This window comes from Nostoc flagelliforme FACHB-838, assembly GCF_014698065.1.
GTDB classification, from domain to species: domain Bacteria; phylum Cyanobacteriota; class Cyanobacteriia; order Cyanobacteriales; family Nostocaceae; genus Nostoc; species Nostoc flagelliforme_B.
In genome coordinates this window covers 18,735-39,827 of the sequence record NZ_JACJSI010000027.1, presented here as the reverse complement: position 1 = coordinate 39,827, position 21,093 = coordinate 18,735, and the positions used below count along the sequence as shown (strand labels likewise).

The following is a 21,093-nucleotide window of genomic DNA, read 5'->3' as shown; positions in this document are numbered from 1 at the left end:
ATTTTATCTCTTTAAAAAGTTTTTTCCGCACAAGTTAGCAGCAAGTAGTATTTCTACTTCTGCACATCCCATAGGTGGTAAGAAAAAATACCCTTGTCCATAATCACATTGTAAAGCCTTCAATTGTGCTAATTGCTCTACAGTTTCTATCCCTTCTGCTGTTACAGACATATTTAAATTATGAGCCAATGTCACGATTGCTCGAATAATTTCTAAATTTTCTCCTCGGCTACCTATACTGGTGACAAAAGAGCGATCAATCTTAATGGTTTTGATTGGTAGGCGGTGCAGATAACTCAAGGACGAATAGCCAGTACCAAAATCATCCATGTGTAACTCAACATTCAGTGTTGTTAATTGGGAAAGCACAGTAGTAGCTAATTCAAAATTATCCATCAACAAGGTTTCAGTAATCTCCAATTTCAAACAGCTTGGCTCCAGTCCAGTTTGCTGCAAAATATATTTAACTTCTTGAAACACATCAGGTTGCGTGATTTGTTTACCAGAAAAATTTACGCTAATTGTCAGAGGTAGTGAGGTAGGAAATTGTTGATGCCATGAGTGCATTTGCTGACAGGCTTCATAAAGCACCCATTGCCCGATACTAACAATCATTCCAGTTTCCTCCGCCAGAGGAATAAAATCTTCAGGGGAAATAAGCCCTCGTTCTGGATGATACCAACGTATCAGTGCCTCAAATCCAATAATTTTGCCAGTTGTTAGTGAAATAATTGGCTGGTAATCAAGGCGAAATTCTTCTTGCTTGAGCAACGCATGACGTAAAGCAGTTTCTAACTCCAAGAGCAAAGCTGCACCCTCGTGCATCTTTGAATCAAAAACTTCATAACGTGCCTTACCAAGAGCTTTGGCACAATACATTGCCACATCAGCATCGCGTAGAATCTGCGCTGCTTGCTCATAATCTGGTTTGCTTAAAGCGATGCCAATACTAACATTAGTAAATACCCGATGCTCATTTAATTGAAATGGCGAAGCTAAAATCTTTTTAATTCGCTCGGCTACGTGTATGGCGGTGCTGATATCTTCAATTTCCTCGATTAAAATTGTGAACTCGTCTCCGCCAAAACGAGCAACGATGTCTCCGGTTCGTAGAATTGACTTTAGCCGATGAGAAATTGCAATCAAAAGTTGATTTCCCAACAAATGTCCAAGGCTGTCATTAACAACTTTAAAGCGGTCTAGGTCTAAGAAAAGTACGGCAAATAAATAATTCTTCTGCTGTTTACTATGTTCTATTGCCTGTTGCACCCGCTCCAAAAATAATCGTTGATTAGGTAATCCAGTTAGCCCGTCATGAAGGCTATTATGTAGTAATTGTTCTTGTGCTTCTTGACGCTTGATAATGTCTTGTTGAAGTTGTTGATTAAGTCTAATAAGCTCAATAGTGCGTTCTAGCACTAACTGCTCAAGTTGATAACGGTACTGGCCTAATTCTTCCTCTGCTAGCTTCCGCTTAGTTATGTCACGGATAATAACAATATACTCACGTAGCTGGGAATTAAATGGTTGTGAAATAGTTGATTCAACAACTCGTAAACCTTGGTTAGTTTTTAAGGTTTGCTCACTTCTAATAGACCATTGCTCTGGTTTGCCGTGATAGCATATCAGAATTTGACTCAAGTTTTGCCCAAGCAGTTCCTGAACACTTGTTTGAAATAATTCTTCAGCAGCAGCATTTGTTTGAGAAATTGTCCCGTTTTCATCTAAGACTAAAACAGTATCTGGAACGGTATCGAGAGTAGTAATAAATAGGTTTCTTGCTTGTTTGCGTGCTTCATCAATAGCAATAATTTGTGGTAAAGTAGTCCAGCAAGCGATCGCTACTCCTGTAAAAGAAAGCGTCACTAAGAGAATAGCCAGCAAAGAGTTTTGAGGATTAGTAGAATGTCTATCTAAAAAATCGCGGATCACCCAACTAATTGTGGCAGTAGTACAAATTAATGATACTAAAACAATCACTTGTAATACTACAAAATCAGGGTTATTTCTACTAGAGTTAGTATTATGACGCTGTGTCCACCAGTTCGGGTGTAATGGCGCAAATCTTAAACGACGTAACGCTACATCTGCGCTCATGAGAATAATAGGTAATAATAATCCTATTAAGAAATCTCTCCAATTCCAAGCTAAACCTCCTACTATAAGAACTACTGCTTCTACCAAAAAGAAACCAAGTGACCACCAAGGCCATAACACGTGTGGTTTGCCCCGACATAGCCATAATCCCAGATGTAGTCCCATAATGGACATAAGATAACAGGTGCCTGCTACTGTAACAAGTTGAGATACATTTCCCAAATTTAGACAAAGTAAACTGAGTAGAAAGGTAACTAAAATAGCAGGGCCAAGAACACCTTGACGAGAAACTAATGCAAATATGGGAGAAATCTGTCTGTCTAAGGCAAGCTGGTATAACATCCGAGGAGAGTTGGAAACTGCCGTAGCAGAACTTAGAAGGCAAGATATAGTGATTAGAAGTGTTGCTAGAAAGGGGGCAGATTTACCCCAAAAAGGCTTAGAAGCCGCTACCAAATTTAAGAATGTATCGTCACCTATCGTGGGATTTGGAGCCGAACACATTAATACCCAAGAACCACCTAAAAACACTAGAGGAATCAACCAAGCAGCCACAGTTAAGAACTTTAAAGTTTTATTTGGGTGACGACTATCAGCAACAAAAGAAGAAGTGGTTTCACAAGCATAAATTGAATAGCTAGCTAGAAAAAACCACTTTGCCCATTCTTCAAAACTCAGGCTATGTGTGCTAGTTGGGGAAAATTGAAAACTAGCAGATGAAAAGGCTAACCATAATACGCCTTGAACACAAAACAATAACAGTAATAAAATCGCTGGGAATACAAAAAATAAATGCAGGAGAGCTAAAGCACGAGTGCCACTGAAGGCCAAAATAAAAGGAATCGCTGTAAATAAAACTTTTAAGAAAGTTTCTGGACAAGAAATACCTAATGTTTCAAAATTGACTTTAATTAGGTTGGTGAGAATAATCGCATACAGAGCTGGTGCTGCTGCCCAGCTAAAAAAGTATCCTAAAGCTACGTAACGCCCTAAGCCAGGAAAGTTCTTTAATAGCCTTGTGGTGTAGTTTGGTGTACCTCCTGCGACATCTGACCAGTGTCTACCTAGACTTTGTACCTGCAAGTTAAGTAAAAAGGAAATGATCGTACCGAAAAACCAAACTAAGATTGCTTTAGGCCCTAACGCTGCATGAATGATAGGGGCAGTACCAATCCATCCAACATGACCCGTTAAACCAAAGCCCCAGGTTTCGAGATAACTCAGGGTCTGCGGTAAGCGCATTAGCAAGTGCTGATTGTTCTCTGCTCGTGCAGAATCGTTATTAACCATTGTTTCTTAGTGAGATTTACTGACCTTTTCACTCAATAGCTGAATCTCACTGTTTATAGCCTCAGTATTACTGCTGAACTTTATAAAAGAATAACTTAGTTGTTACTGAATTTTAGATTTTAGACTAACTCATGCCTAAAGATTTTTCCTTGATAAATAATTTTAAATTAAAGATTTGAGCTTTTTTACGTAGCTTGCTTATCATAACTAGTAGTATAAATTATTTTTATTCAAACCTTTATAAAAATATATAAACATAGCAATTTGCAGATTTCCGACTTATTAAATAGGTCGGAAATCGTATTAGTTATGAATGATTAAGTAAGGCTATAGCTTTTGCAACAACTCTTGAGTTAACTGAAAGAAAGCTTTTGAACCTGCTGATTGAGGAGCATTTAAAACAGCTGGCATAAAACTATCAACAGCCTTAGCAACGTTGACATCAACTGGTATTTGCACCTTACAAATTTTTTCTACGCCAAAATCTTCAACAACACGATGCATTACTTGTTTGTAATATCTGCCAGTGAGAAGGTTAGCACTGGACATACTAAATACAATTCCTAGCATTTTTATATCTATCTTAGTTTCATGTCCATGACTATCTTTTAATTGGGCAATCCGTCTTTCTAGCAGTTGAATACCCACTACCGATAAGGGTTCTGGTTTAGCAGGAAGGATGTAGAAATCGCTGGCAGCTAAAGCGCTACGAGTCAATAGATTATAGCCAGGGGCACAATCGAGAAGGATAAAGTCATATTCTTGACGTATTGGCTTTAAGATGTTATTTACTAAAACTCTTTCAAAGCGATTCCAAATTGTTTCAAAGTCTTGCTCACCCAAAGCAGTTGCTTGTTGATGCAGCATTTCTGAAACAACAAATTCATCATACAAATCAATATCTCCCGGTAATAAATCTAGCCCGGGAAGATTACAAACCTGGGATTGAATAATATCCTGAATTGTGAGTTTTGCTTGTGGAACTGGATTAATAACTTCGTCTATTAGATACCTAAATGTCTTACTTTGTTTACGACGTTTGGCAAAATCTAAAGGCGACATCAAACTGAGTGTGGCGCTAATTTGGCTGTCTAAATCAAGGACAAGCACCCGCTTGCCATGATTTTTAGCTAGACAGGTAGCTAAGTTGACGGTGAGAGTGGTTTTACCAACACCACCTTTCATATTTGCAGTAGCAATTACATATCCCATTGATTGAGTCCTCTGTTGACGCATTCCCATCGATTGGTCTGTCAAGAAATAATTGAGGGGTGTGGATTGTTCGTGGTTCGTGCTTTAGCGCTAAAGCACAAACTACGAACCTATCAAATTAAACTTGACCGACTTTCTAGTACTCTGTCAAGGTAACTTGACTTTCGTTAGCTTGCTCGACTACTAAGTAGCGTATACCGCTCTTGATATCTTAAATCTTCCATTAAATTTAATATTTTTGGTAATTCAAAAGAGTCATAAGAGTGATCGCACTCATCAAAGCAATTATAGAGGTATTGACAAATACAGTAGTCCTAAATCAATTGTGAGAAAATAATAATGTTGTGAATATCACTAAGTATTGGGTGCAAAATGTGGATGCATTTGCTAATTGAATTGAACGAAGCGGATCGATAATTTCGTAAATCAAAGGCGCATTTACACACAAACTTATAAGGTAGTTAAAATGACTTACGATTCAGAAGATATAGAACAAATTCTGCAAAAAGCACTTGCTCGTAAAGACAAAGGTGAATTTTCACGAGAACAGCTTTTAGAAATGGCATCTGAGTTAGGCATTTCTTCTAATATTTTGGAAACAACTGAACAAAAGTGGTTGGCTCAACAAGAAGAGGAACGTTACCGGCACAGATTTAATACTTTCCGACGTAGAGCTTTTTGGTCAAACTTTGTTTCTTTCCTAGCGGTAAATTTATTCCTCATTCTCTTAAATTTAATCACTAGTCCTAGTTATTTTTGGGCTATTTTCCCAGTATTAGGATGGGGATTAGGAATATTTTTTCATTGGTGGAGTGTTTATCAGAGTAAATCAGAGGATTACGAGATCGCTTTTCAAAAATGGCGTACACAAATTTAACTTCTTCTTTAACGATCAATCTTAGATATTCAGCGATCGCTATTATCCTAATTTGTGCCTCCTTCTAGATAAAATCTTCCCATGAACTACTCACATTCACCGCCAGAGGTGAGTGTGAGCTTTGTAACTTATAGGGAATTGCCTTTAACATCGCAAATTAGGTAAATTCGGGCAACCTTAAACTTGAGGAGTTGTATAATCACGACCTTTGATCCTTATCCTTGTGCTTGCCAATTTGCCAAAATAGAGATGTAGGCTAGAAGAACTACGCTTTAAGAAGCTTGATTGCCTACACTCAGCAGGAAGAGCCGGCTGGTTAATAAGTAAGAGGAAGGGAGTATGGACAACAATAACAACTGGTTGCAACAGTTAATGATGGTGGGTCTTGGCACAACGTCTATAGTCGCAGAAAAACTGCGGCAAGTCAGCGATGATTTAGTCAAAGACGGTAAGCTCAATCCTGAGCAAGCCAAGGCAGTAATAGATGATATTGCCCAGCAGTTAAAGTCGGAGCAGGGGAACTTTGATGTGCAAATGCAACGCCAAATGCGAAATATGATGCAGGATTTGGGGGTGGCTCGCCAGTCAGAAGTGGACGAACTGAGGGGTAGAATTGACCGTTTAGAGCGGCAATTGCGCGATTTAGAAAATAAGCTTTGGCGTTAGAATGCCCTTTCTGATTTAAACTAAATGTGTCCTGTTGGTAATTTTTTTTCCAGGATACCTAAGTAAGGAGAACTGATTTTGAAACCAATTTTCCTCAGTGTGGCGTTCATGCTGGCGTGTGTTGTGCTTTTGGTTGTCGGCCAAGTAGGCAGTAAACAGAATACTGCCATTGCTGCCGAGTTAACCCAAACGCCGCCAGCGTCCACAACTGTAACTGAAAACAATATCTTAATTGCGAGTAATACTATGTCTGATGCTAATGCCGTAACTACCCCCTCTGGATTAAAGTATGTCGAGTTAAAAGAGGGGACTGGGGCGACTCCTAAACCTGGACAAACGGTTGAAGTTCACTATGTCGGCACTTTAGAAAATGGTACTCAGTTTGATAGTTCACGCGATCGCGGTCAACCCTTCAGCTTTAAAATTGGCGCTGGACAGGTAATCAAAGGTTGGGATGAAGGACTTAGCACCATGAAAGTAGGCGGTCTTCGTCAGTTAATCATCCCCTCTGAGTTAGGCTATGGCGCTCGTGGTGCTGGTGGCGTGATTCCACCCAATGCAACTCTAATTTTTGAAGTGGAATTGCTGGGAGTTAAATAAAGATTGGGGCATTGGGTATTGGTTTCCGCCAATCCCCAGTTCCCAATTCAAGGGCTAAATTTTTAAATTTTGAAACTTTGTAAACTGAGGATTAAACAAAAGTTTCGCAGTCCCTGTAGGGCCGTTGCGGTGTTTAGCTATAATTACTTCTGCAATGCCGCGATCGGGAGTATCGGGAGAGTAGTACTCGTCGCGGTATAACATTATTACTAAATCGGCGTCTTGTTCGATAGAACCTGATTCTCTCAAATCAGATAACATCGGGCGTTTATTAGTACGTGCTTCCACTCCTCGGCTTAACTGAGATAAAGCAATAACTGGTACAGATAATTCACGCGCTAAACCTTTAAGTTGACGCGTAATTTTTGATAATTCTTGTACGCGATTATCACCTGCTCCTTCCATCAATTGCAGGTAATCTATTACAATTAATCCTAATTCAGTTCCAATTTCAGCTTGCAGTCTTCTTGACTGACTACGCATTTGTGTAACTGTAATATTTGGCGTGTCATCAATATAAATTGGCATCTCGGAAAGGATACCAATAGCACGGCTTAAAGGTTCCCATTGTGTTTGACTGAGGCGGCCAGTTCGCAAATAACTACTTTCAATTTGCGCTTCGCTAGCTAATAGCCGTTGCGTCAGTTGCTCTTTTGACATTTCCAAACTGAAAAAAGCAACTGGTAATTTATAAGAAGCGGCAATATTATGAGCAAGGTTTAAGCAAAATGCTGTTTTCCCCATTGATGGTCTGCCAGCGACAATAATCAAATCAGAACGCTGAAAGCCGCTGGTCATAGCATCTAAATCATAAAATCCGCAGGGAATACCTGGTAAGGCGATGCCTTGATTTCGATCCTCAATATCTTGAAAATTATTAATTAGAGTATCAGAAATGTGCACTAAACCTGATTGAGGACGCTCTTGAGTAACACCAAATACTTTCTGTTCTGCTTGATCTAAAACTTGTGGTAACTCGGTTTCTGTTTCGTAACCAAGATGTACAATTTCATTGCCAGCTTTAATTAACTGTCGCCGCAGGTATTTTTCCATAACTAACCCTGCTAAGGCGTCAATATTCACAGCTGACACTGTACGGTCTACCAGAGTTGCTAATTTATTTCTACCACCAATGCGGGCTAGCAAATCGTGGTCAGTCAGCCAACTTGTGACTGAGAGTAAGTCTGTGGGTTTACCTTGAGTGTGGAGCCTCACAGCAGCTTGATAAATATCTTTGTGAGCGCTAATGTAAAAGGCTTCGGGAAGGAGGCGATCGCTAACTCGACTAATCGCTTCTGGATCTAGCAAAATACCCCCCAAAATCGCTTCTTCCGCCTCAATATTTTGTGGGGGGAGGCGTAGTTTACCGTCGTAGGCATCGTTACCATCGCCTTGAAAATTTCGTTCTTCAGCCATAAACGATTTTAGTTTTGATATTTTGCTAGTAGACGCGATTAATCGCGTCTGTACAGGAGTTAGGAGTTAGGAGTTATTAATTCACTTTTAGTTCCTTTGCTCCCCCCATGCCTGCATCCCCCTCCTGAGTTAACTAGCAACTACTTGAATATTGACTTGCGCCGCTACTTCAGAATGCAGCTTAATTTCGGCTTGATAAGTACCAAGGTGGTTAATATCCGGGATGGTAATCCCACGCCGATCGATTTCTTGACCGGTGGCTGCCTTAATTGCATCTACAACATCTTGGGTGGTGATAGTACCAAAAATTGCTTCGTTTTCACCAACTGGCTTGGCAATTGTCAAGCTGCTAATTTTTTCTAAAGATTCTTTTTGCTCAATAGCTTGTTGTCTAAGTTCTAATTGCCGTTGACGTTCTTGCTCCCGACGGCGTTCTACTTGCTTGAGAATCCCAGGGGTGGCATTGGTTGCCAATTTTTGGGGAATCAGATAATTACGAGCGTAGCCAGGAGCGACTTCCACTAAGTCGCCAGATTTTCCCAGCTTACTGATATCCTGATTTAAAACTAACTGCACACGTTTCGCCATCGTTTTTCGTTTTTCCTGTAAAATCTGATTAATTTGGGTTTAGGTAAGAAGCTCACAATGTCAGTGCTGTATTCCAAGCTTCTTGGCCTAATACCCTAAAGCTTACAGATCCTAGCGAAAGGAAGGGTGCGATCGCAACTATTAGCGCTAGAAAGTTGGGGAGATGAGGATTGGGGGAATAAGTGAGCAAAGGAGGCAGGGGAAGCTGGGGAAGAATAATTAATGACAAATGACTAAAAATTATTTCTCATTTCCCGTATACGCGTAAAGGTTTGCACTCCATCGCTACTTTTAACAGTTAATTGTAATGATGGCTCATCCCAACGTAAAAAGGGATTGGTTCGCTTCTCCACCCCTAGCAGCGAGGGTATGGTAGCTTCTCCTCGACTACGGTAAGCCTTCACTTCATTAAAGCGCTTTTGTAAGTCGGCGTTATCACTATCCACAGTTAAGGCAAATTGCAGGTTTTTTAAGGTGTATTCGTGGGCACACCAAACGCGTGTATCATCGGGTAGAGAGCGCAGTTTGCTTAAAGAGTCCACCATTTGGGTCGGTGTTCCTTCAAATAAACGACCGCAACCGCCAGAAAATAAGGTATCACCGCAAAACAAATCGCCTGTCTCACCAGCTTTTTCAGCAGGAAAGTAGTAAACGATGTGAGCGCGGGTATGCCCAGGAACGAAGATAACTTCAGCTATGCGGTCTGCAAATTGAACGCGATCACTTTGTTGCAAAAATACCTGCTGTCCGGGAATTCTACCACGATCCTCGGCTCCTCCATAAACTATCGCTTGAGGGAATTGTTCTATCAACTCTTTATTACCACCCACATGATCGTTATGGTGATGGGTGTTAAAAATCGCTACCAACTCAGCTTTTAATTCTGCCAGTTTCTTTAATACTGGTTGAGCCTCAGCTGGATCGACAACAGCAGCAATATTTTGTTTGCGATCGTACAGTAAAAATATATAGTTGTCTGAGAGTGCTTCAAGACGGATTATCTGCATTACCTTTGCCTCCCTTATGAGTTACTACTTAGTACAGAAAAATACTGTATTTATGTAAAATTTCGCTAGACGAACTAGCAAATCTGGCGTTAACTTTATTTAGGCTTTTATTGAACCTTGATATCTGAGGTTAACTAAAAATATCTGCTTTTCTATAATTTATGGCAAACTAAAGGCTGATTCATCCTTGCACTGAAAACTTCAGAAGTCAGATATAGCCTCTATTAAAACCAATTTTTAGTCTAGAAAACCTTAGTTATTGAATAAAAGTGACAAAGTTTTGCCAACAAAAATCAACTAAGATTTTTAGCGCCGAATAGCCCACATCTGCTCAAAATTTCATCCAAGACTATCTTAACGTTACACAAAACTTCTATGTACAAAGAATTTCGGCAACAAGTAATTTCAGCAATTCGGGACGCAATGAACAACGTCCGATATCCCAAGCGCATCCTTGTGGTGCGACAGAAAGATCACCAGTCTACATACAATGACTATTTTCTTTATTGGGTAAATCAAAATGTACCGGAAGCAGCACATCTGTTTGAACTCCATTATCTTCCTTGTGAGATAAATGATTGGGAGCGCTATGCACTATTTCTACCTTGGCTACAAGATCCCCTAAAAGAAAGATTTCCGCATATTTATCAATATGCCAAGCCAATAGAAGCAGAATGTCAAAAACGCAACATTCCCATTGTTAATCCTATTGATAACCTCTCAAATTCAATTAAATCACTGGCAGCACAACGGATTGGTAGCATAAAAGGCATTCGTACTGCCAAAACAGTTCCCATTACTGATCCAGAAGCTTTTAAAAAGACACAAGCAGGATTGTCAACTCCCTTCTTTATCCGTGAAGACTGGGTGCATGGCTGCCAAATCTTTTTCGTCCAAAATCTTGATGATTTGGCAAATGTCCCTTTTGAAAAGTTTATTGCCCCTATTGCAGTAGAATTTCTGGATGTTAAAGGAGAAGATGGACTATATCGTAAGTATCGCTACTTCGCTATGGGAGATGAAGGTATCCCTGGCCCTTTAATGGTTTCCAAATCTTGGGAGGTACGCGACAACCATAATCGCGTAATTAATGAATCAATAATAGCAGAGGAGATTGCTTATTTCAGTGGAGAAGACCCCAATCACGAACTTTTACAGCAGGCACGCAAAGCATTAGGTTTTGATTTTATGGCTTTTGATTATAGCTATGACGAACAGGGAAACTTTATGGTCTGGGAACCAAATCCTTTCCCGGTAATCTGGGGTTCACATGACGGTGATCCTGATAAAAAGTATGCATTGCCATCAATAGACCGCATCTATACAGCACTCCTGAAATATTACTTGCAGCGTGCCGACATCTCAATCAAAATACCAACTTAGTTTATTTACCAATATTTAATTTTCTCCAGCGTTAATTTTGAACTATACCTTTTCAACAAGAAGGGTGTTTAATCAATGACTCCACTTGTTTCAATTGTTGTTACCTGTTTTAATCAAGCTGACTACCTAGAACGCTCAGTTAAAAGCGTACTATCACAAACATTTACTGACCTTGAATGTATTATGGTAGATGATGGCTCTACTGATAATACAAAAGAAGTTGCTCAACAATTGATCAGCCTAGATTCAAGAGTCAGCTACTTCTATAAAGAAAATGGCGGAGTATCCTCAAGTCGGAATTTTGGTTTTAAACAGGCACAAGGTAAGTGGATTCAGTTTTTAGATGGAGATGATTGGATTCATCAAGATAAAATTAAATTTCAATTAGAACATTTAAATACCTTGAATGTTCAAGAAAATACTGTTTTATACACAGATTATGAACGGGTGTTTATAGACAGAGAACAGCAAATTATTAGCAGACAAGAAAATATAGTTGGTTCTTTATCGAGAGAGCAACTGGTTGAACGATTACTCATACCTGATTTTCTAGCTGATTCTCCATTTCCCTTACTTCAGCAATGTCTATTAATGAGTAGAGATGTGCAGGAGAAAAAAATATTTGATGAGAGTTTAAAAGCTTTGCAAGATAGGGATTTTACAATAGACCTTCTACTTGCCAATGTTAATTTTGTCTACACACCTATGATAGGAGCATATTATACAAAACATCAGTTTAATAGAACTAATAACTGGTCTTATATGAAAGCTTATTACATTTTGTTATACGAAACAGTGTGCAGTAAGCATCATGATTTAATCCCTTTATGCAAAGTAGGTATAGATTTTCTGCTTAAAGAAGCAATTAGAGAAAAAGAACAAAATAATTTTGCTCGGCTAATTAAAATGTTTTCTCCTCCTTTATACTTACTAAATAAAAAAATTAGGATTAATCATAGCTATTTACTCAAGCTAATTTATCAAACTAGGCTAATTATTCCCAGCTTTTTACTCTATGAAAAATACCGAGGCCCGCGATCGCAAAAAATCATCTCAATTTTTTCCCAGTTTATCAACTTGTTCAAAAAGCCAAAAAGCAGTTATATCAACACTGACTAAAGCAACTAATATATGAAAGGAAAAGTTTCGTTAGTTGTGAGCGACTTGTCTGGTGGAGGCTCAGTACGAGCTTTTTTACTAGCTCAAGTTCTAAAAAAAATCAATTATAAAGTTGAAATTGTAGGATTTTTATTTGGTCAGGAATTATATGCTATTCCTCCTAAAGGAATACCGTTAGTTGCTGTTGATGGTAAAAACTATCCTGAGTTTTTTGCTTCAGCGAAAAAACTTTGGCAAAAACTAGATGGCGACATTATCTATGCAGTCAAACCTAAACCAACAAGTTTTGGTGTGTCTCTACTGCATAAATTAGCTAGTCGTCGTCCTTTGCTTTTAGATATGGATGATTGGGAACTTAGCTGGCATGGAGGTTTTGAATGGAAGTATCGTCCTAATCTTAAACAATTTGCCAGGGACATTTTAAAAAAAGATGGTGCATTGAGATTTCCCGATCATCCACTTTATCTCCAGTGGATAGAAAGTTTAGTATCTCGTGCCGATGGGATTACGATAGATACTCAGTTTCTTCAAAACCGCTTTGGGGGTGTTTATTTGCCTAATGGCAAAGATACTGCCATGTTTGACCCTGAGAAATATAATCCAGAGGTCAGCAGAGAGCGTTATGGTTTAACAAAGTATCGAGTTCTCATGTTTCCTGGTGCGCCAAGACCTCATAAGGGAGTTGAAGATGTCTTAATAGCGTTAGATCAGTTGAATCAGCAAGATTTAAAATTAGTCATTGTGGGAGGTAGCCCTTACGATGATTATGATGAGCAACTGATTCAAAAATGGGGACGCTGGATTATCAAATTACCAAAGTGTCCTGTGGAGGTTATGCCTGAGGTTGTAGCAGCTGCTCACGTTGTAGTTGTTCCCCAAAGAGATAGCGTGATTGCTCGTGCCCAATTTCCTCTAAAGTTAACAGATGGGATGGCAATGGCTAAACCTGTGTTATCCACAAGAGTGGGAGATATTCCCGAAATTTTAGCAGAAACTGGTTATTTAGTTGATCCTAGTTGTCCCCAACAAATTGCTGCACAAATTCAACTGATATTTGCCGATGTAGAACAAGCAAGGGAGCGAGGTAGAAAGGCTAGAGAAAGATGTTTAGGAAAATACAGCTTAGAAGCTATGGCATCTACTTTATCTGAGTTGATTTCGCGTTTATGAGGATGGTGTATGGTTATAAATCTATGATTAATCTAGATTTAACTCAATTAAAAATATCGTAACCAGCGTAGTATATCTCTACGTAAGAATAGCTCTAGATTGATAAAAATTCTATAGTAATTTTTATTGCCACTATAAAATTATAAATTTATAATCTAAATCCCCAATGTCTAACCGCAAGCTACTAGTAAAATTTGCTAAACCTTATCCAGCAAGGATATTTTTTACAATATTGTTCGGATTTTCTGGCGCTTTATTTAACGGTGTGGGTACGACGCTAATTGTGCCAGTCATTCTTCAAATAGTGGGTCAACCTGTAGATTTGACAGGTGCTCCGCCAATTATTAAATCCATTATCTCTCCCTTTGATCAGATTCCAGAAAATTACCGTCTTGCGGTGATGGCTGGCTCAATTATATTTATAATTATTTTAAAAAATTTAGCTGGCTATGTCGGTAGTTTAGTGTCAAGTTCTTTAACGCGGACGTTGACATCTGATATGCGAGAAGCCGGCTTAAAACTATTACTAGATATTGACATAGATTATTACACCAAAATGAAAGTTGGTGATCTAATCAACAGCCTTGGGGGAGAAATTAGTCGTGCTGCTAGTGCTATAGGCAGCGTCATCAGATTAATCATACTGGCAATTACAATTTTAGTTTTTGTGGCTTTGTTGCTGTCAATTTCCTGGCAGTTGACCATTGCCACTACAATATTGCTAACTTTAGTGACGTTAATAAATCAGTACGCAATTTACCGCTCAAGAGATTTTGGTGCCCAGCTTTCGGAGATGTCTAAAGCTTATTCCATTTCTGTGTTGGAAATGCTAAATGGAATTCGCCTAGTAAAGTCAACTGGAAATGAAGATAGAGAATATAAACGGATTCAAAAGCTAATTCGTGACCGAGAAAAAGCAGATTTTCAGTCGCAAGTGAATTCTGAGGCTATTACACCAGTTAGTGAGGTGACGGGCATTATAGCCTTAATATTCATTGTCTTTTTGGGTCGCACCTTATTTGCCGACCAGATTAGTTCAGTCTCAGCCGTTTTGATTACATATTTATTGTTGCTATTGCGACTACTGCCGTTTATTTCTCAGTTAAATACTCTTCGTAGTAGCTTTGCTAATACTGCTTCTAGCGTGGATATTGTCGCTGATTTTTTACGGCAGGATAATAAGCCGTTCATGGGAAACGGTACAATTTCTTACGAGAAATTAATAGAGGGAGTGCATTTTAAGCATCTCTGTTTTTCCTATCCTAATCATCAAAATATAGTACTTCAAGACGTAAATTTATATTTACCACGTGGTACTACTTTAGCTTTGGTAGGTAGTTCTGGTGCTGGTAAATCAACAATGGCAGACCTCTTACCGAGATTTTATGACCCCACATCTGGCTGTATTACCCTAGACGGAATAGATTTGCGAGATTTCGATTTGAAATCGGTGCGGAAGGCGATGGGAATTGTTAGTCAAGATACGTTTCTCTTTAATGATTCAGTGCGGAACAATATTGCTTATGGACGACCAGAGGCTAGTGATGACGAAATTTTCACAGCCTCAAAGCGAGCAAATGCCTATGAGTTTATTAGCAAATTACCCCAGGGATTTGATACGCAGATTGGCGATCGCGGTGTGATGTTATCGGGTGGACAAAGGCAAAGATTAGCGATCGCTCGCGCACTACTGCAAAATCCCGAGATTCTAATTTTAGATGAAGCTACCAGTGCTTTAGATACAGTTTCTGAACGCTTAGTACAAGCTGCACTTGATGAACTAAGTCGCGATCGCACAACCCTAGTAATCGCTCACCGCCTTTCCACAGTCCAAAAAGCCCATCAAATCGCCGTTTTAGACCAAGGAAGTGTAGTAGAAATCGGCACCCATGAAGAACTTTTACAAAAAGGTGGTTACTACTCACGGCTCTATTCAATGCAATTTGCTGATCGGGCTGAAGTTTTTACCAGAACGAATCCCAGCTTTAACCGAATTTCTCACGAACTGCGGACAAGGCTTAACTCAATGATTGGTTTCCTCGGGATTTTAGTTGATGATCTGGTAGACAATTCTCAAGAGCGGCACGAATTAATTGACGAATCATACAATTCGGCCTTAAGAGTTCTCAATGCCATTGAAGTCTTCGACGATCTGGTTAACTTGAAAATTAACTCACGGTTATCGTCAGATATAGATCAAAATCAAAATGGAAATAAGCAGTATCAAAACTTCACTAATATCTCCAATGAGTTTCGCACACGTCTCTATCCCCTCATTAGCTCTCTGCGCTTGCTAACCGATAAATTAGAATCCGATCCTCAAAAACAAAATCAATTAATTACAGAATTTTATAACTCTGCTATTTACCTACTAGAGACATTAAAGGTTTTTGAGGATAAAGTTTAATTTTAGTTAATGTAATTAACAAAAGTATTTGTATCAGAATATTGAAAAACCTATTATCCAAAACAATGATAAATTTTTCAAAAAAAACTCAATATATTTTTTACACCAGAGAGCTATCACTGCAACCAGACACAGCACACGAAATTCATGATGTTCTTTGTGCCAACGCAGCGGCTAATTTAGGCTACTCCTCAGTTTTAATGTATCCAGATAAAAAATCTTCTGTTAATTTACTATCTTTAATTTATCTTGAACAACCCAAAAGACCTGACAGAGAATTTATAGAATTTTATGATGTTCAAGAAAAACTCAAAATTGCTGTATTGCCAATGCCTTGGCCCATTGATCAAATAGGTGGTAAGTTTACTAACTCCAGTACAGTAGTAACCAAGTATTTTCTACCGATTCATATCCGCCCTAATTCTCAACTTGTTCATACACGAGATTGGAACTTTGTCAAAGCCGCAGTCAAAAATAAAATTCCTACTATCTATGAACGTCACTACTATCAAGACCAAAAATTTGAGCCAGAAATTGTCCACAATCCATATTTTAAAATAGCTGTTACTCAATCGGAACCCATCAGGCAAAGCCTAATAGAATATGGAATGCCACCCGAAAAAGCCGTTTGGCTACATAACGGATTCAATGGATCATTTTTAATCAGACAGCCCCAAGAAGCCGAAATATGGCGTCAAGAATTGCTTACAAATGGACGTAAGCATTTAGTTGTCTATTCAGGCGCTTTGTATCCTTTCAAAGGAGTCGATCTCTTAATTGATTCTGCTAAAGAATTGCCAGAAATTCAGTTTGTCATCACAGGAGGTACAGAAGCACAGGTACAAGCATATCAACAGCTAGCTAGAGATAAAAATGTAGAAAACGTTAAATTTTTAGGCTGGATACTTCCACGAGAACGATTAGTCAGCTTGTTTCAAGCCGCTGATATTTTGGCTCATCCTCACTGCGCTGGAAAATCAGCAGATTTCACGAATCCAGTTAAGTTTTTTCAGTACATGGCTGCTGGTACTCCTATAGTTGCAACTGAGATTCCACCTTTAATGGAATTCAAGGCATCACCTTTAATTGCTAGTTGGTGTACACCAGATAACCCGCATAAACTTGCCCAATCTATTCTACATACTTTAGAAACCTATCCCCGCAAAATAGAGGGTTATGCAGCTAGTATAGATTTTGCCCAGCAATTTTCTTGGGAAAATAGAATTACCAAAATATTAAGTTACGTAGAAGAAGCTCAACGTCCACCAATTCTGTTGTAATGACAAAGAAATCAACTTAAAACTAACTACGAACAAATACGATTTATGACTCTCAAAACTGTTGGCATGATTAGTAGCTATTCAGGACTTGCTAAAACCAGAGATTGGTTATGGCAACAAACTCCACATCACTTTGGTGTTTGGGAGAATATCCAAATGTTGAAAATAGCCCAAAAGCCAGACTTTATGTTGCTATATCAGTTTGATTTTCCCCAACCATCCCCACAACCATCTTGGTTAGATATTATTCGTAAACGACAACAAAAACCAGAAATAAATATAGAATCTCTATTATGTGGTGTGCCAAAAGAGCGGATTATTTATTTTCTCCGTGAACCGCCTTTAGATGAGATTGTAGAAATAAATAAGCGGAATTATCAGGAGGCTCAAAAGTATTGTGGTCATGTTTCCGGGCCGGATGACTTTGCGCCCAATCCCGATTATATGCCTGCTATTTGGTATCATGCCAAATCATTTGAGGATTTAAACGAGATGCCAGTCCCAGAAAAAATTGCCCCATGCAGTTGGATTACTTCGGGAATTAGCCGAACAGCTAACCATCGCCAGCGTTTAGACTTTTTGAAATCATTGCAAGCCAGCGATACTAAGTTCGATTTATATGGGCGGGACTTACCTGAATGGTCGGCAACGAAAGGAGAACTTGGCCACAAATGGCATGGAATGGCACCATACTATTACAACCTGGCAATTGAAAACTATGCAGACAATAATTGGTATGTGAGTGAAAAATTATGGGATTCTTTGCTTGCCTGGTGTCTACCAATTTATTACGGTGGCCCGGCTGCTGATAAATTATTGCCGCCTGGTAGTTTTTTAAGATTACCCAGTTTAGATGAAAAAGGCATTGCGTATATCCAAGAAGTGACAGCTACACCTGATGCTTGGTATGCTGCCAAAGATGCGATCGCAGAAGCACGTCAAATCATTTTACACAAATTAAACCTGCTCAACTGGTTGTCAAACTTTGTTGAACAACACTCATAAATTATGAATGGTATTTGTACCCTTGGCAATGATTATGTTTTCGATCAACTGGTAGCTTTGCTCAACAGTATTGATGTTATCTTGGGGCCGAAAACTCCTGTTTGTATCTATCCTTTTGATGATCAGACACAGCGAATTGCTGACGAAATAGCTAAACGCCCTAATGTATTCCTTTACGATAATCAAGAATCAATCAACCGTTGGGATCAATTTATGCTAGAGGCCAGTCCTGCTAGTATGAACAAAAATAAATATAGAATTTATGGTGGTCATCGGCGATTTTGTGCGTTTGATGGCCCCTTTGATCGGTTTGTTTATTTGGATGCGGATACTTTAGTGATGAATTCACTAGATTTGATTTTTCAGAAATTAGATGAATATAACTGTGTTGTCTACGATTTCCAGTTTAAACATCCAGATAAAGTTTATAACATTAGTTCAGTTAAACTACTAAAAACTTTTGATAAAAATCGGTTCAGAACAGAAATATTTTGTTCAGGATTTTACGCTTCTAAAAAAGGCTTATTTGAACCAGATAAATTAAATAAGCTATTAGCTAATTTGAAAGCAGGTGAGAGGGAAATACTCTATCCTACAGGAGATCAACCAGTTCTAAACTATATGTTTATGAGGTCTGACATACCAGTTTATAACTTTGCCCATAACTTACCCAATCATGAAGTTGCAGGTAATTCTGTTACTTCTGATCATTTTGAAGAAAAAGATAAAATTCTTTATGACAAAGGTAATCGGCTAACTTATCTCCATTACATTGGTATTCCTCCTAATATCAATCAAGCAGTGTGTGCTGGAGAAAACATTGAGTTTCCCTATCGAGATTTATTTCTCTATTATCGCTACTTACACGAACCAGAAAAGCGTCCAGTTTTTAACAATCCTCCCAAAAGTTATAATGACGCTCCAGTACCAAATTTGCTTACAAAAGCTTTGCGAAAATTTAAGTTAATTAACTAAGGATAATTTATGAGTAGGGGAATTTATATTGTTGCCAATGACCGGGTTATCGATAATGCGATCGCTTTACTCAATAGCATTCGTCACTATGACCCAGATGTAACCATCTATCTCATACCATTTAATGAAAATTATCATAAGGTAGCAGAGCAGCTTGCTACTTTACACAACGTCCAAGTTTTCCCAGATTTAGAACTTATTGATAAATTTACCAAACGTATCGGAGAAATTTTTGATCGAGATTTTCTCGCTTTACCTAATAAAATGCGTAAACTGGTGGTCTGGTTTGGCCCTTTAGATGAGTTTATTTATATTGATACGGATATTGTTGTTTTTGAAAAAATTGCCGACAATTTAGACAAGCTTTCAGAAGTTGATTTCTTCTGTTGTGATTACCATTATGCCAATGACAAGCTGCGAAATATCTTTTCTACATTTGTGAAAGAGCAGCAAATTTTTTCAGATGCCCAACTTGAAGACGTTTTCAATAGCGGTTTTTGGGCTTCTAGAAAAGGAACTATCACTGAACAGCAGATGGATGAAGCTTTGCGCGAATGTGCTGCACATCACGAATATTTTGATTTTTCTGAAGGAGTTACAGACCAACCCATTTTAAATTATCTTGTTCTCAAACTAATTTCCAAACGTGGTAATCTTGTCAAAATCCCTGGAGGAGGGCCTGGTAGTTGGGCCGGTTCGCAAAATTTCCAACAACAAGACTACGCCCTCTATGACCGAGGACAAAGACTAAAATATCTGCATTGGGCTGGCACACGCATGAAAACTGGTAGTCCCTATTGGCAATTGTGGGAACACTACCGCTATCTCCATGAGGGTAAATTCGCCTTTATCCCCAAACTGACTCGCCGTTTATTTCCCTTTGTTTCTGCCCGTACTTAAATATTAGGAGTATCCCAATGATTGATGGTATTTACATCCTAGCCAATAATGTCGTCTATGACCAATTAGTTGCGTTGCTCAACAGTATAGAAGCTAATGCTGGTAGAGAAATTCCTGTTTGTATAATTCCATATAATGAGCAGTTAGACAAAGTAAAAGCAGAAATTGTATCTAGAGATAATGTCACCTTATTTGAAGATTCTGATTCCATAGCTTACTGGGATGACTTTGCTACTCAGATATGGAAAAATTATCCTAGAGCACAAAAAACTTGGCGAGGGTGGGGCTTTCCAGAACTGTATCGGCTACCAATGCACCGCAAATTATGTGGTCTGGATGGCCCCTTTGATAGATTTATTTATTTTGATGCAGATACCTTGTTAATGGGGCCTATAGATTATGTATATGAAAAATTAGATGCCTATGATTGGGTAGTGAATGATTTTCAATATAAGTCTGATTTAAAGTTTGTTTTTGATGGTTCCTCAGAGCAGATGCAGCAAGTTTTCAACTCAGATAACTTGCAATCTAAAGTATTTTGTGCTGGTTGGTTTGCCACTAAAAAGAATACTTTTTCCACAGCTATAAGAGCCGACTTTCTCGAGAAATTAATAGCGGGTGAAGCTGAAGTCATGTGTTGTTTAGGCCCTGACCAATCTTTATTTAACTATATGGTATTGAGAAGTGGAATTGCATATTATAATTTTGCTTTTCATGACTGCAAACAATCAACTGGTAATCACTGGAGTTCTCAATTTGATGTAGTAGATAACATCCTTTATGACCAAGGACGGCGGCTGACATATCTGCATTATATGAGTATCAATTCATCAAACTTTACTCAACTTTGCGCTGGTGAAGATGTTAATATTCCATATCGAGATGTGTTTTTGCATTATAGATATTTAAAGTCGCCAGAACAAAGACCCACAAGCTTTAAGCGTCAGAGTCCACTAATACGTCTGCAAAAGACTACTACAAGTTTTTTTAATCAAAAAGTCAACAATATTAAGCTGAACTATCGTAATTTCAAGGATAGAACTACTAAATAATAAAGCCAAGTCAGACTTAAAAGTTGTTTAATTTGTAGCTTATCTATAG

17 protein-coding genes are annotated in these 21,093 nt (G+C 38.6%); 12 read left to right on the top strand and 5 right to left on the bottom strand.

Features of this window, described 5'->3' with window-relative positions; all coding sequences use genetic code 11:
• Positions 1 to 3 precede the first annotated feature (3 nt).
• Both H6G97_RS15550 and H6G97_RS15545 read right to left on the bottom strand, forming a co-directional pair.
• On the bottom strand, positions 4 to 3,387 hold the full coding sequence (locus H6G97_RS15550) for an amino acid permease (RefSeq protein WP_190941654.1): 3,384 nt from the start codon (positions 3,385 to 3,387) through the stop codon (positions 4 to 6).
• Between the two features lie 327 nt (positions 3,388 to 3,714).
• Positions 3,715 to 4,599 (bottom strand): ParA family protein, encoded by an 885-nt coding sequence (locus H6G97_RS15545; RefSeq protein WP_190941690.1) that lies wholly within the window; start codon positions 4,597 to 4,599, stop codon positions 3,715 to 3,717.
• 466 nt (positions 4,600 to 5,065) lie between these two features.
• On the opposite strand from H6G97_RS15545, the gene H6G97_RS15540 reads away from it, so the two are divergent.
• The 3 genes from H6G97_RS15540 to H6G97_RS15530 all read left to right on the top strand — a co-directional run bounded on the left by H6G97_RS15540 (position 5,066) and on the right by H6G97_RS15530 (position 6,742).
• Complete coding sequence (locus H6G97_RS15540) at positions 5,066 to 5,476, top strand: 2TM domain-containing protein (RefSeq protein ID WP_190941653.1); 411 nt, start codon at positions 5,066 to 5,068, stop codon at positions 5,474 to 5,476.
• Positions 5,477 to 5,815: 339 nt separating this feature from the next.
• Positions 5,816 to 6,142 (top strand): phasin family protein, encoded by a 327-nt coding sequence (locus H6G97_RS15535; RefSeq protein WP_190941652.1) that lies wholly within the window; start codon positions 5,816 to 5,818, stop codon positions 6,140 to 6,142.
• Positions 6,143 to 6,220: 78 nt separating this feature from the next.
• A complete protein-coding gene (locus H6G97_RS15530) occupies positions 6,221 to 6,742 on the top strand; it encodes an FKBP-type peptidyl-prolyl cis-trans isomerase (RefSeq protein ID WP_190941651.1) in 522 nt (173 codons plus the stop codon).
• A gap of 54 nt (positions 6,743 to 6,796) precedes the next feature.
• Here the strand turns inward: H6G97_RS15530 and dnaB are convergent, their stop codons facing one another.
• From dnaB to gloB, 3 genes are all read right to left on the bottom strand, one after another.
• A complete protein-coding gene (gene dnaB / locus H6G97_RS15525) occupies positions 6,797 to 8,158 on the bottom strand; it encodes a replicative DNA helicase (RefSeq protein WP_190941650.1) in 1,362 nt (453 codons plus the stop codon).
• A gap of 129 nt (positions 8,159 to 8,287) precedes the next feature.
• A complete protein-coding gene (gene rplI / locus H6G97_RS15520; RefSeq protein WP_190941649.1) occupies positions 8,288 to 8,746 on the bottom strand; it encodes a 50S ribosomal protein L9 in 459 nt (152 codons plus the stop codon).
• 233 nt (positions 8,747 to 8,979) lie between these two features.
• Positions 8,980 to 9,753, bottom strand: coding sequence for a hydroxyacylglutathione hydrolase (gene gloB, locus H6G97_RS15515; RefSeq protein ID WP_190941648.1), 774 nt, complete (start codon positions 9,751 to 9,753; stop codon positions 8,980 to 8,982).
• Positions 9,754 to 10,128: 375 nt separating this feature from the next.
• Between gloB and H6G97_RS15510 the strand changes: the two genes are divergently transcribed.
• The 9 genes from H6G97_RS15510 to H6G97_RS15470 all read left to right on the top strand — a co-directional run bounded on the left by H6G97_RS15510 (position 10,129) and on the right by H6G97_RS15470 (position 21,044).
• Positions 10,129 to 11,136: an ATP-grasp domain-containing protein gene (locus tag H6G97_RS15510; protein WP_190941647.1), complete on the top strand. Its 1,008-nt coding sequence runs from the start codon at positions 10,129 to 10,131 to the stop codon at positions 11,134 to 11,136.
• A 75-nt stretch (positions 11,137 to 11,211) separates the two neighbouring features.
• Positions 11,212 to 12,255 carry a glycosyltransferase family 2 protein gene (locus H6G97_RS15505; protein WP_190941646.1) on the top strand — a complete coding sequence of 348 codons (1,044 nt, stop codon included), beginning with the start codon at positions 11,212 to 11,214 and terminating at the stop codon, positions 12,253 to 12,255.
• A 12-nt stretch (positions 12,256 to 12,267) separates the two neighbouring features.
• Positions 12,268 to 13,425 (top strand): glycosyltransferase family 4 protein, encoded by a 1,158-nt coding sequence (locus H6G97_RS15500; RefSeq protein ID WP_190941645.1) that lies wholly within the window; start codon positions 12,268 to 12,270, stop codon positions 13,423 to 13,425.
• 166 nt (positions 13,426 to 13,591) lie between these two features.
• Complete coding sequence (locus tag H6G97_RS15495) at positions 13,592 to 15,832, top strand: ATP-binding cassette domain-containing protein (protein WP_190941643.1); 2,241 nt, start codon at positions 13,592 to 13,594, stop codon at positions 15,830 to 15,832.
• Between the two features lie 65 nt (positions 15,833 to 15,897).
• Positions 15,898 to 17,112 carry a glycosyltransferase family 4 protein gene (locus H6G97_RS15490; protein ID WP_190941641.1) on the top strand — a complete coding sequence of 405 codons (1,215 nt, stop codon included), beginning with the start codon at positions 15,898 to 15,900 and terminating at the stop codon, positions 17,110 to 17,112.
• Positions 17,113 to 17,157: 45 nt separating this feature from the next.
• On the top strand, positions 17,158 to 18,117 hold the full coding sequence (locus H6G97_RS15485; protein ID WP_190941640.1) for a glycosyltransferase family 10 domain-containing protein: 960 nt from the start codon (positions 17,158 to 17,160) through the stop codon (positions 18,115 to 18,117).
• Between the two features lie 3 nt (positions 18,118 to 18,120).
• Positions 18,121 to 19,092 carry an Npun_R2821/Npun_R2822 family protein gene (locus H6G97_RS15480; protein WP_190941638.1) on the top strand — a complete coding sequence of 324 codons (972 nt, stop codon included), beginning with the start codon at positions 18,121 to 18,123 and terminating at the stop codon, positions 19,090 to 19,092.
• Positions 19,093 to 19,101: 9 nt separating this feature from the next.
• Entirely contained in the window at positions 19,102 to 19,992 is an 891-nt protein-coding gene (locus tag H6G97_RS15475) for an Npun_R2821/Npun_R2822 family protein (protein ID WP_190941636.1), read from the top strand.
• A 17-nt stretch (positions 19,993 to 20,009) separates the two neighbouring features.
• Positions 20,010 to 21,044, top strand: a complete 1,035-nt coding sequence (locus tag H6G97_RS15470) for an Npun_R2821/Npun_R2822 family protein (RefSeq protein ID WP_190941634.1) — start codon at positions 20,010 to 20,012, stop codon at positions 21,042 to 21,044.
• Positions 21,045 to 21,093: the final 49 nt, after the last annotated feature.

What these genes read in the sequence shown, in the direction of transcription:
- H6G97_RS15550 (WP_190941654.1), bottom strand. Translation starts at nt 3,387, where the DNA reads ATGGTTAATAACGATTCTGCACGAGCAGAGAACAATCAGCACTTGCTA.
- H6G97_RS15545 (WP_190941690.1), bottom strand. Translation starts at nt 4,599, where the DNA reads ATGGGATATGTAATTGCTACTGCAAATATGAAAGGTGGTGTTGGTAAA.
- H6G97_RS15540 (WP_190941653.1), top strand. Translation starts at nt 5,066, where the DNA reads ATGACTTACGATTCAGAAGATATAGAACAAATTCTGCAAAAAGCACTT.
- H6G97_RS15535 (WP_190941652.1), top strand. Translation starts at nt 5,816, where the DNA reads ATGGACAACAATAACAACTGGTTGCAACAGTTAATGATGGTGGGTCTT.
- dnaB (WP_190941650.1), bottom strand. Translation starts at nt 8,158, where the DNA reads ATGGCTGAAGAACGAAATTTTCAAGGCGATGGTAACGATGCCTACGAC.
- rplI (WP_190941649.1), bottom strand. Translation starts at nt 8,746, where the DNA reads ATGGCGAAACGTGTGCAGTTAGTTTTAAATCAGGATATCAGTAAGCTG.
- gloB (WP_190941648.1), bottom strand. Translation starts at nt 9,753, where the DNA reads ATGCAGATAATCCGTCTTGAAGCACTCTCAGACAACTATATATTTTTA.
- H6G97_RS15510 (WP_190941647.1), top strand. Translation starts at nt 10,129, where the DNA reads ATGTACAAAGAATTTCGGCAACAAGTAATTTCAGCAATTCGGGACGCA.
- H6G97_RS15505 (WP_190941646.1), top strand. Translation starts at nt 11,212, where the DNA reads ATGACTCCACTTGTTTCAATTGTTGTTACCTGTTTTAATCAAGCTGAC.
- H6G97_RS15500 (WP_190941645.1), top strand. Translation starts at nt 12,268, where the DNA reads ATGAAAGGAAAAGTTTCGTTAGTTGTGAGCGACTTGTCTGGTGGAGGC.
- H6G97_RS15495 (WP_190941643.1), top strand. Translation starts at nt 13,592, where the DNA reads ATGTCTAACCGCAAGCTACTAGTAAAATTTGCTAAACCTTATCCAGCA.
- H6G97_RS15490 (WP_190941641.1), top strand. Translation starts at nt 15,898, where the DNA reads ATGATAAATTTTTCAAAAAAAACTCAATATATTTTTTACACCAGAGAG.
- H6G97_RS15485 (WP_190941640.1), top strand. Translation starts at nt 17,158, where the DNA reads ATGACTCTCAAAACTGTTGGCATGATTAGTAGCTATTCAGGACTTGCT.
- H6G97_RS15480 (WP_190941638.1), top strand. Translation starts at nt 18,121, where the DNA reads ATGAATGGTATTTGTACCCTTGGCAATGATTATGTTTTCGATCAACTG.
- H6G97_RS15475 (WP_190941636.1), top strand. Translation starts at nt 19,102, where the DNA reads ATGAGTAGGGGAATTTATATTGTTGCCAATGACCGGGTTATCGATAAT.
- H6G97_RS15470 (WP_190941634.1), top strand. Translation starts at nt 20,010, where the DNA reads ATGATTGATGGTATTTACATCCTAGCCAATAATGTCGTCTATGACCAA.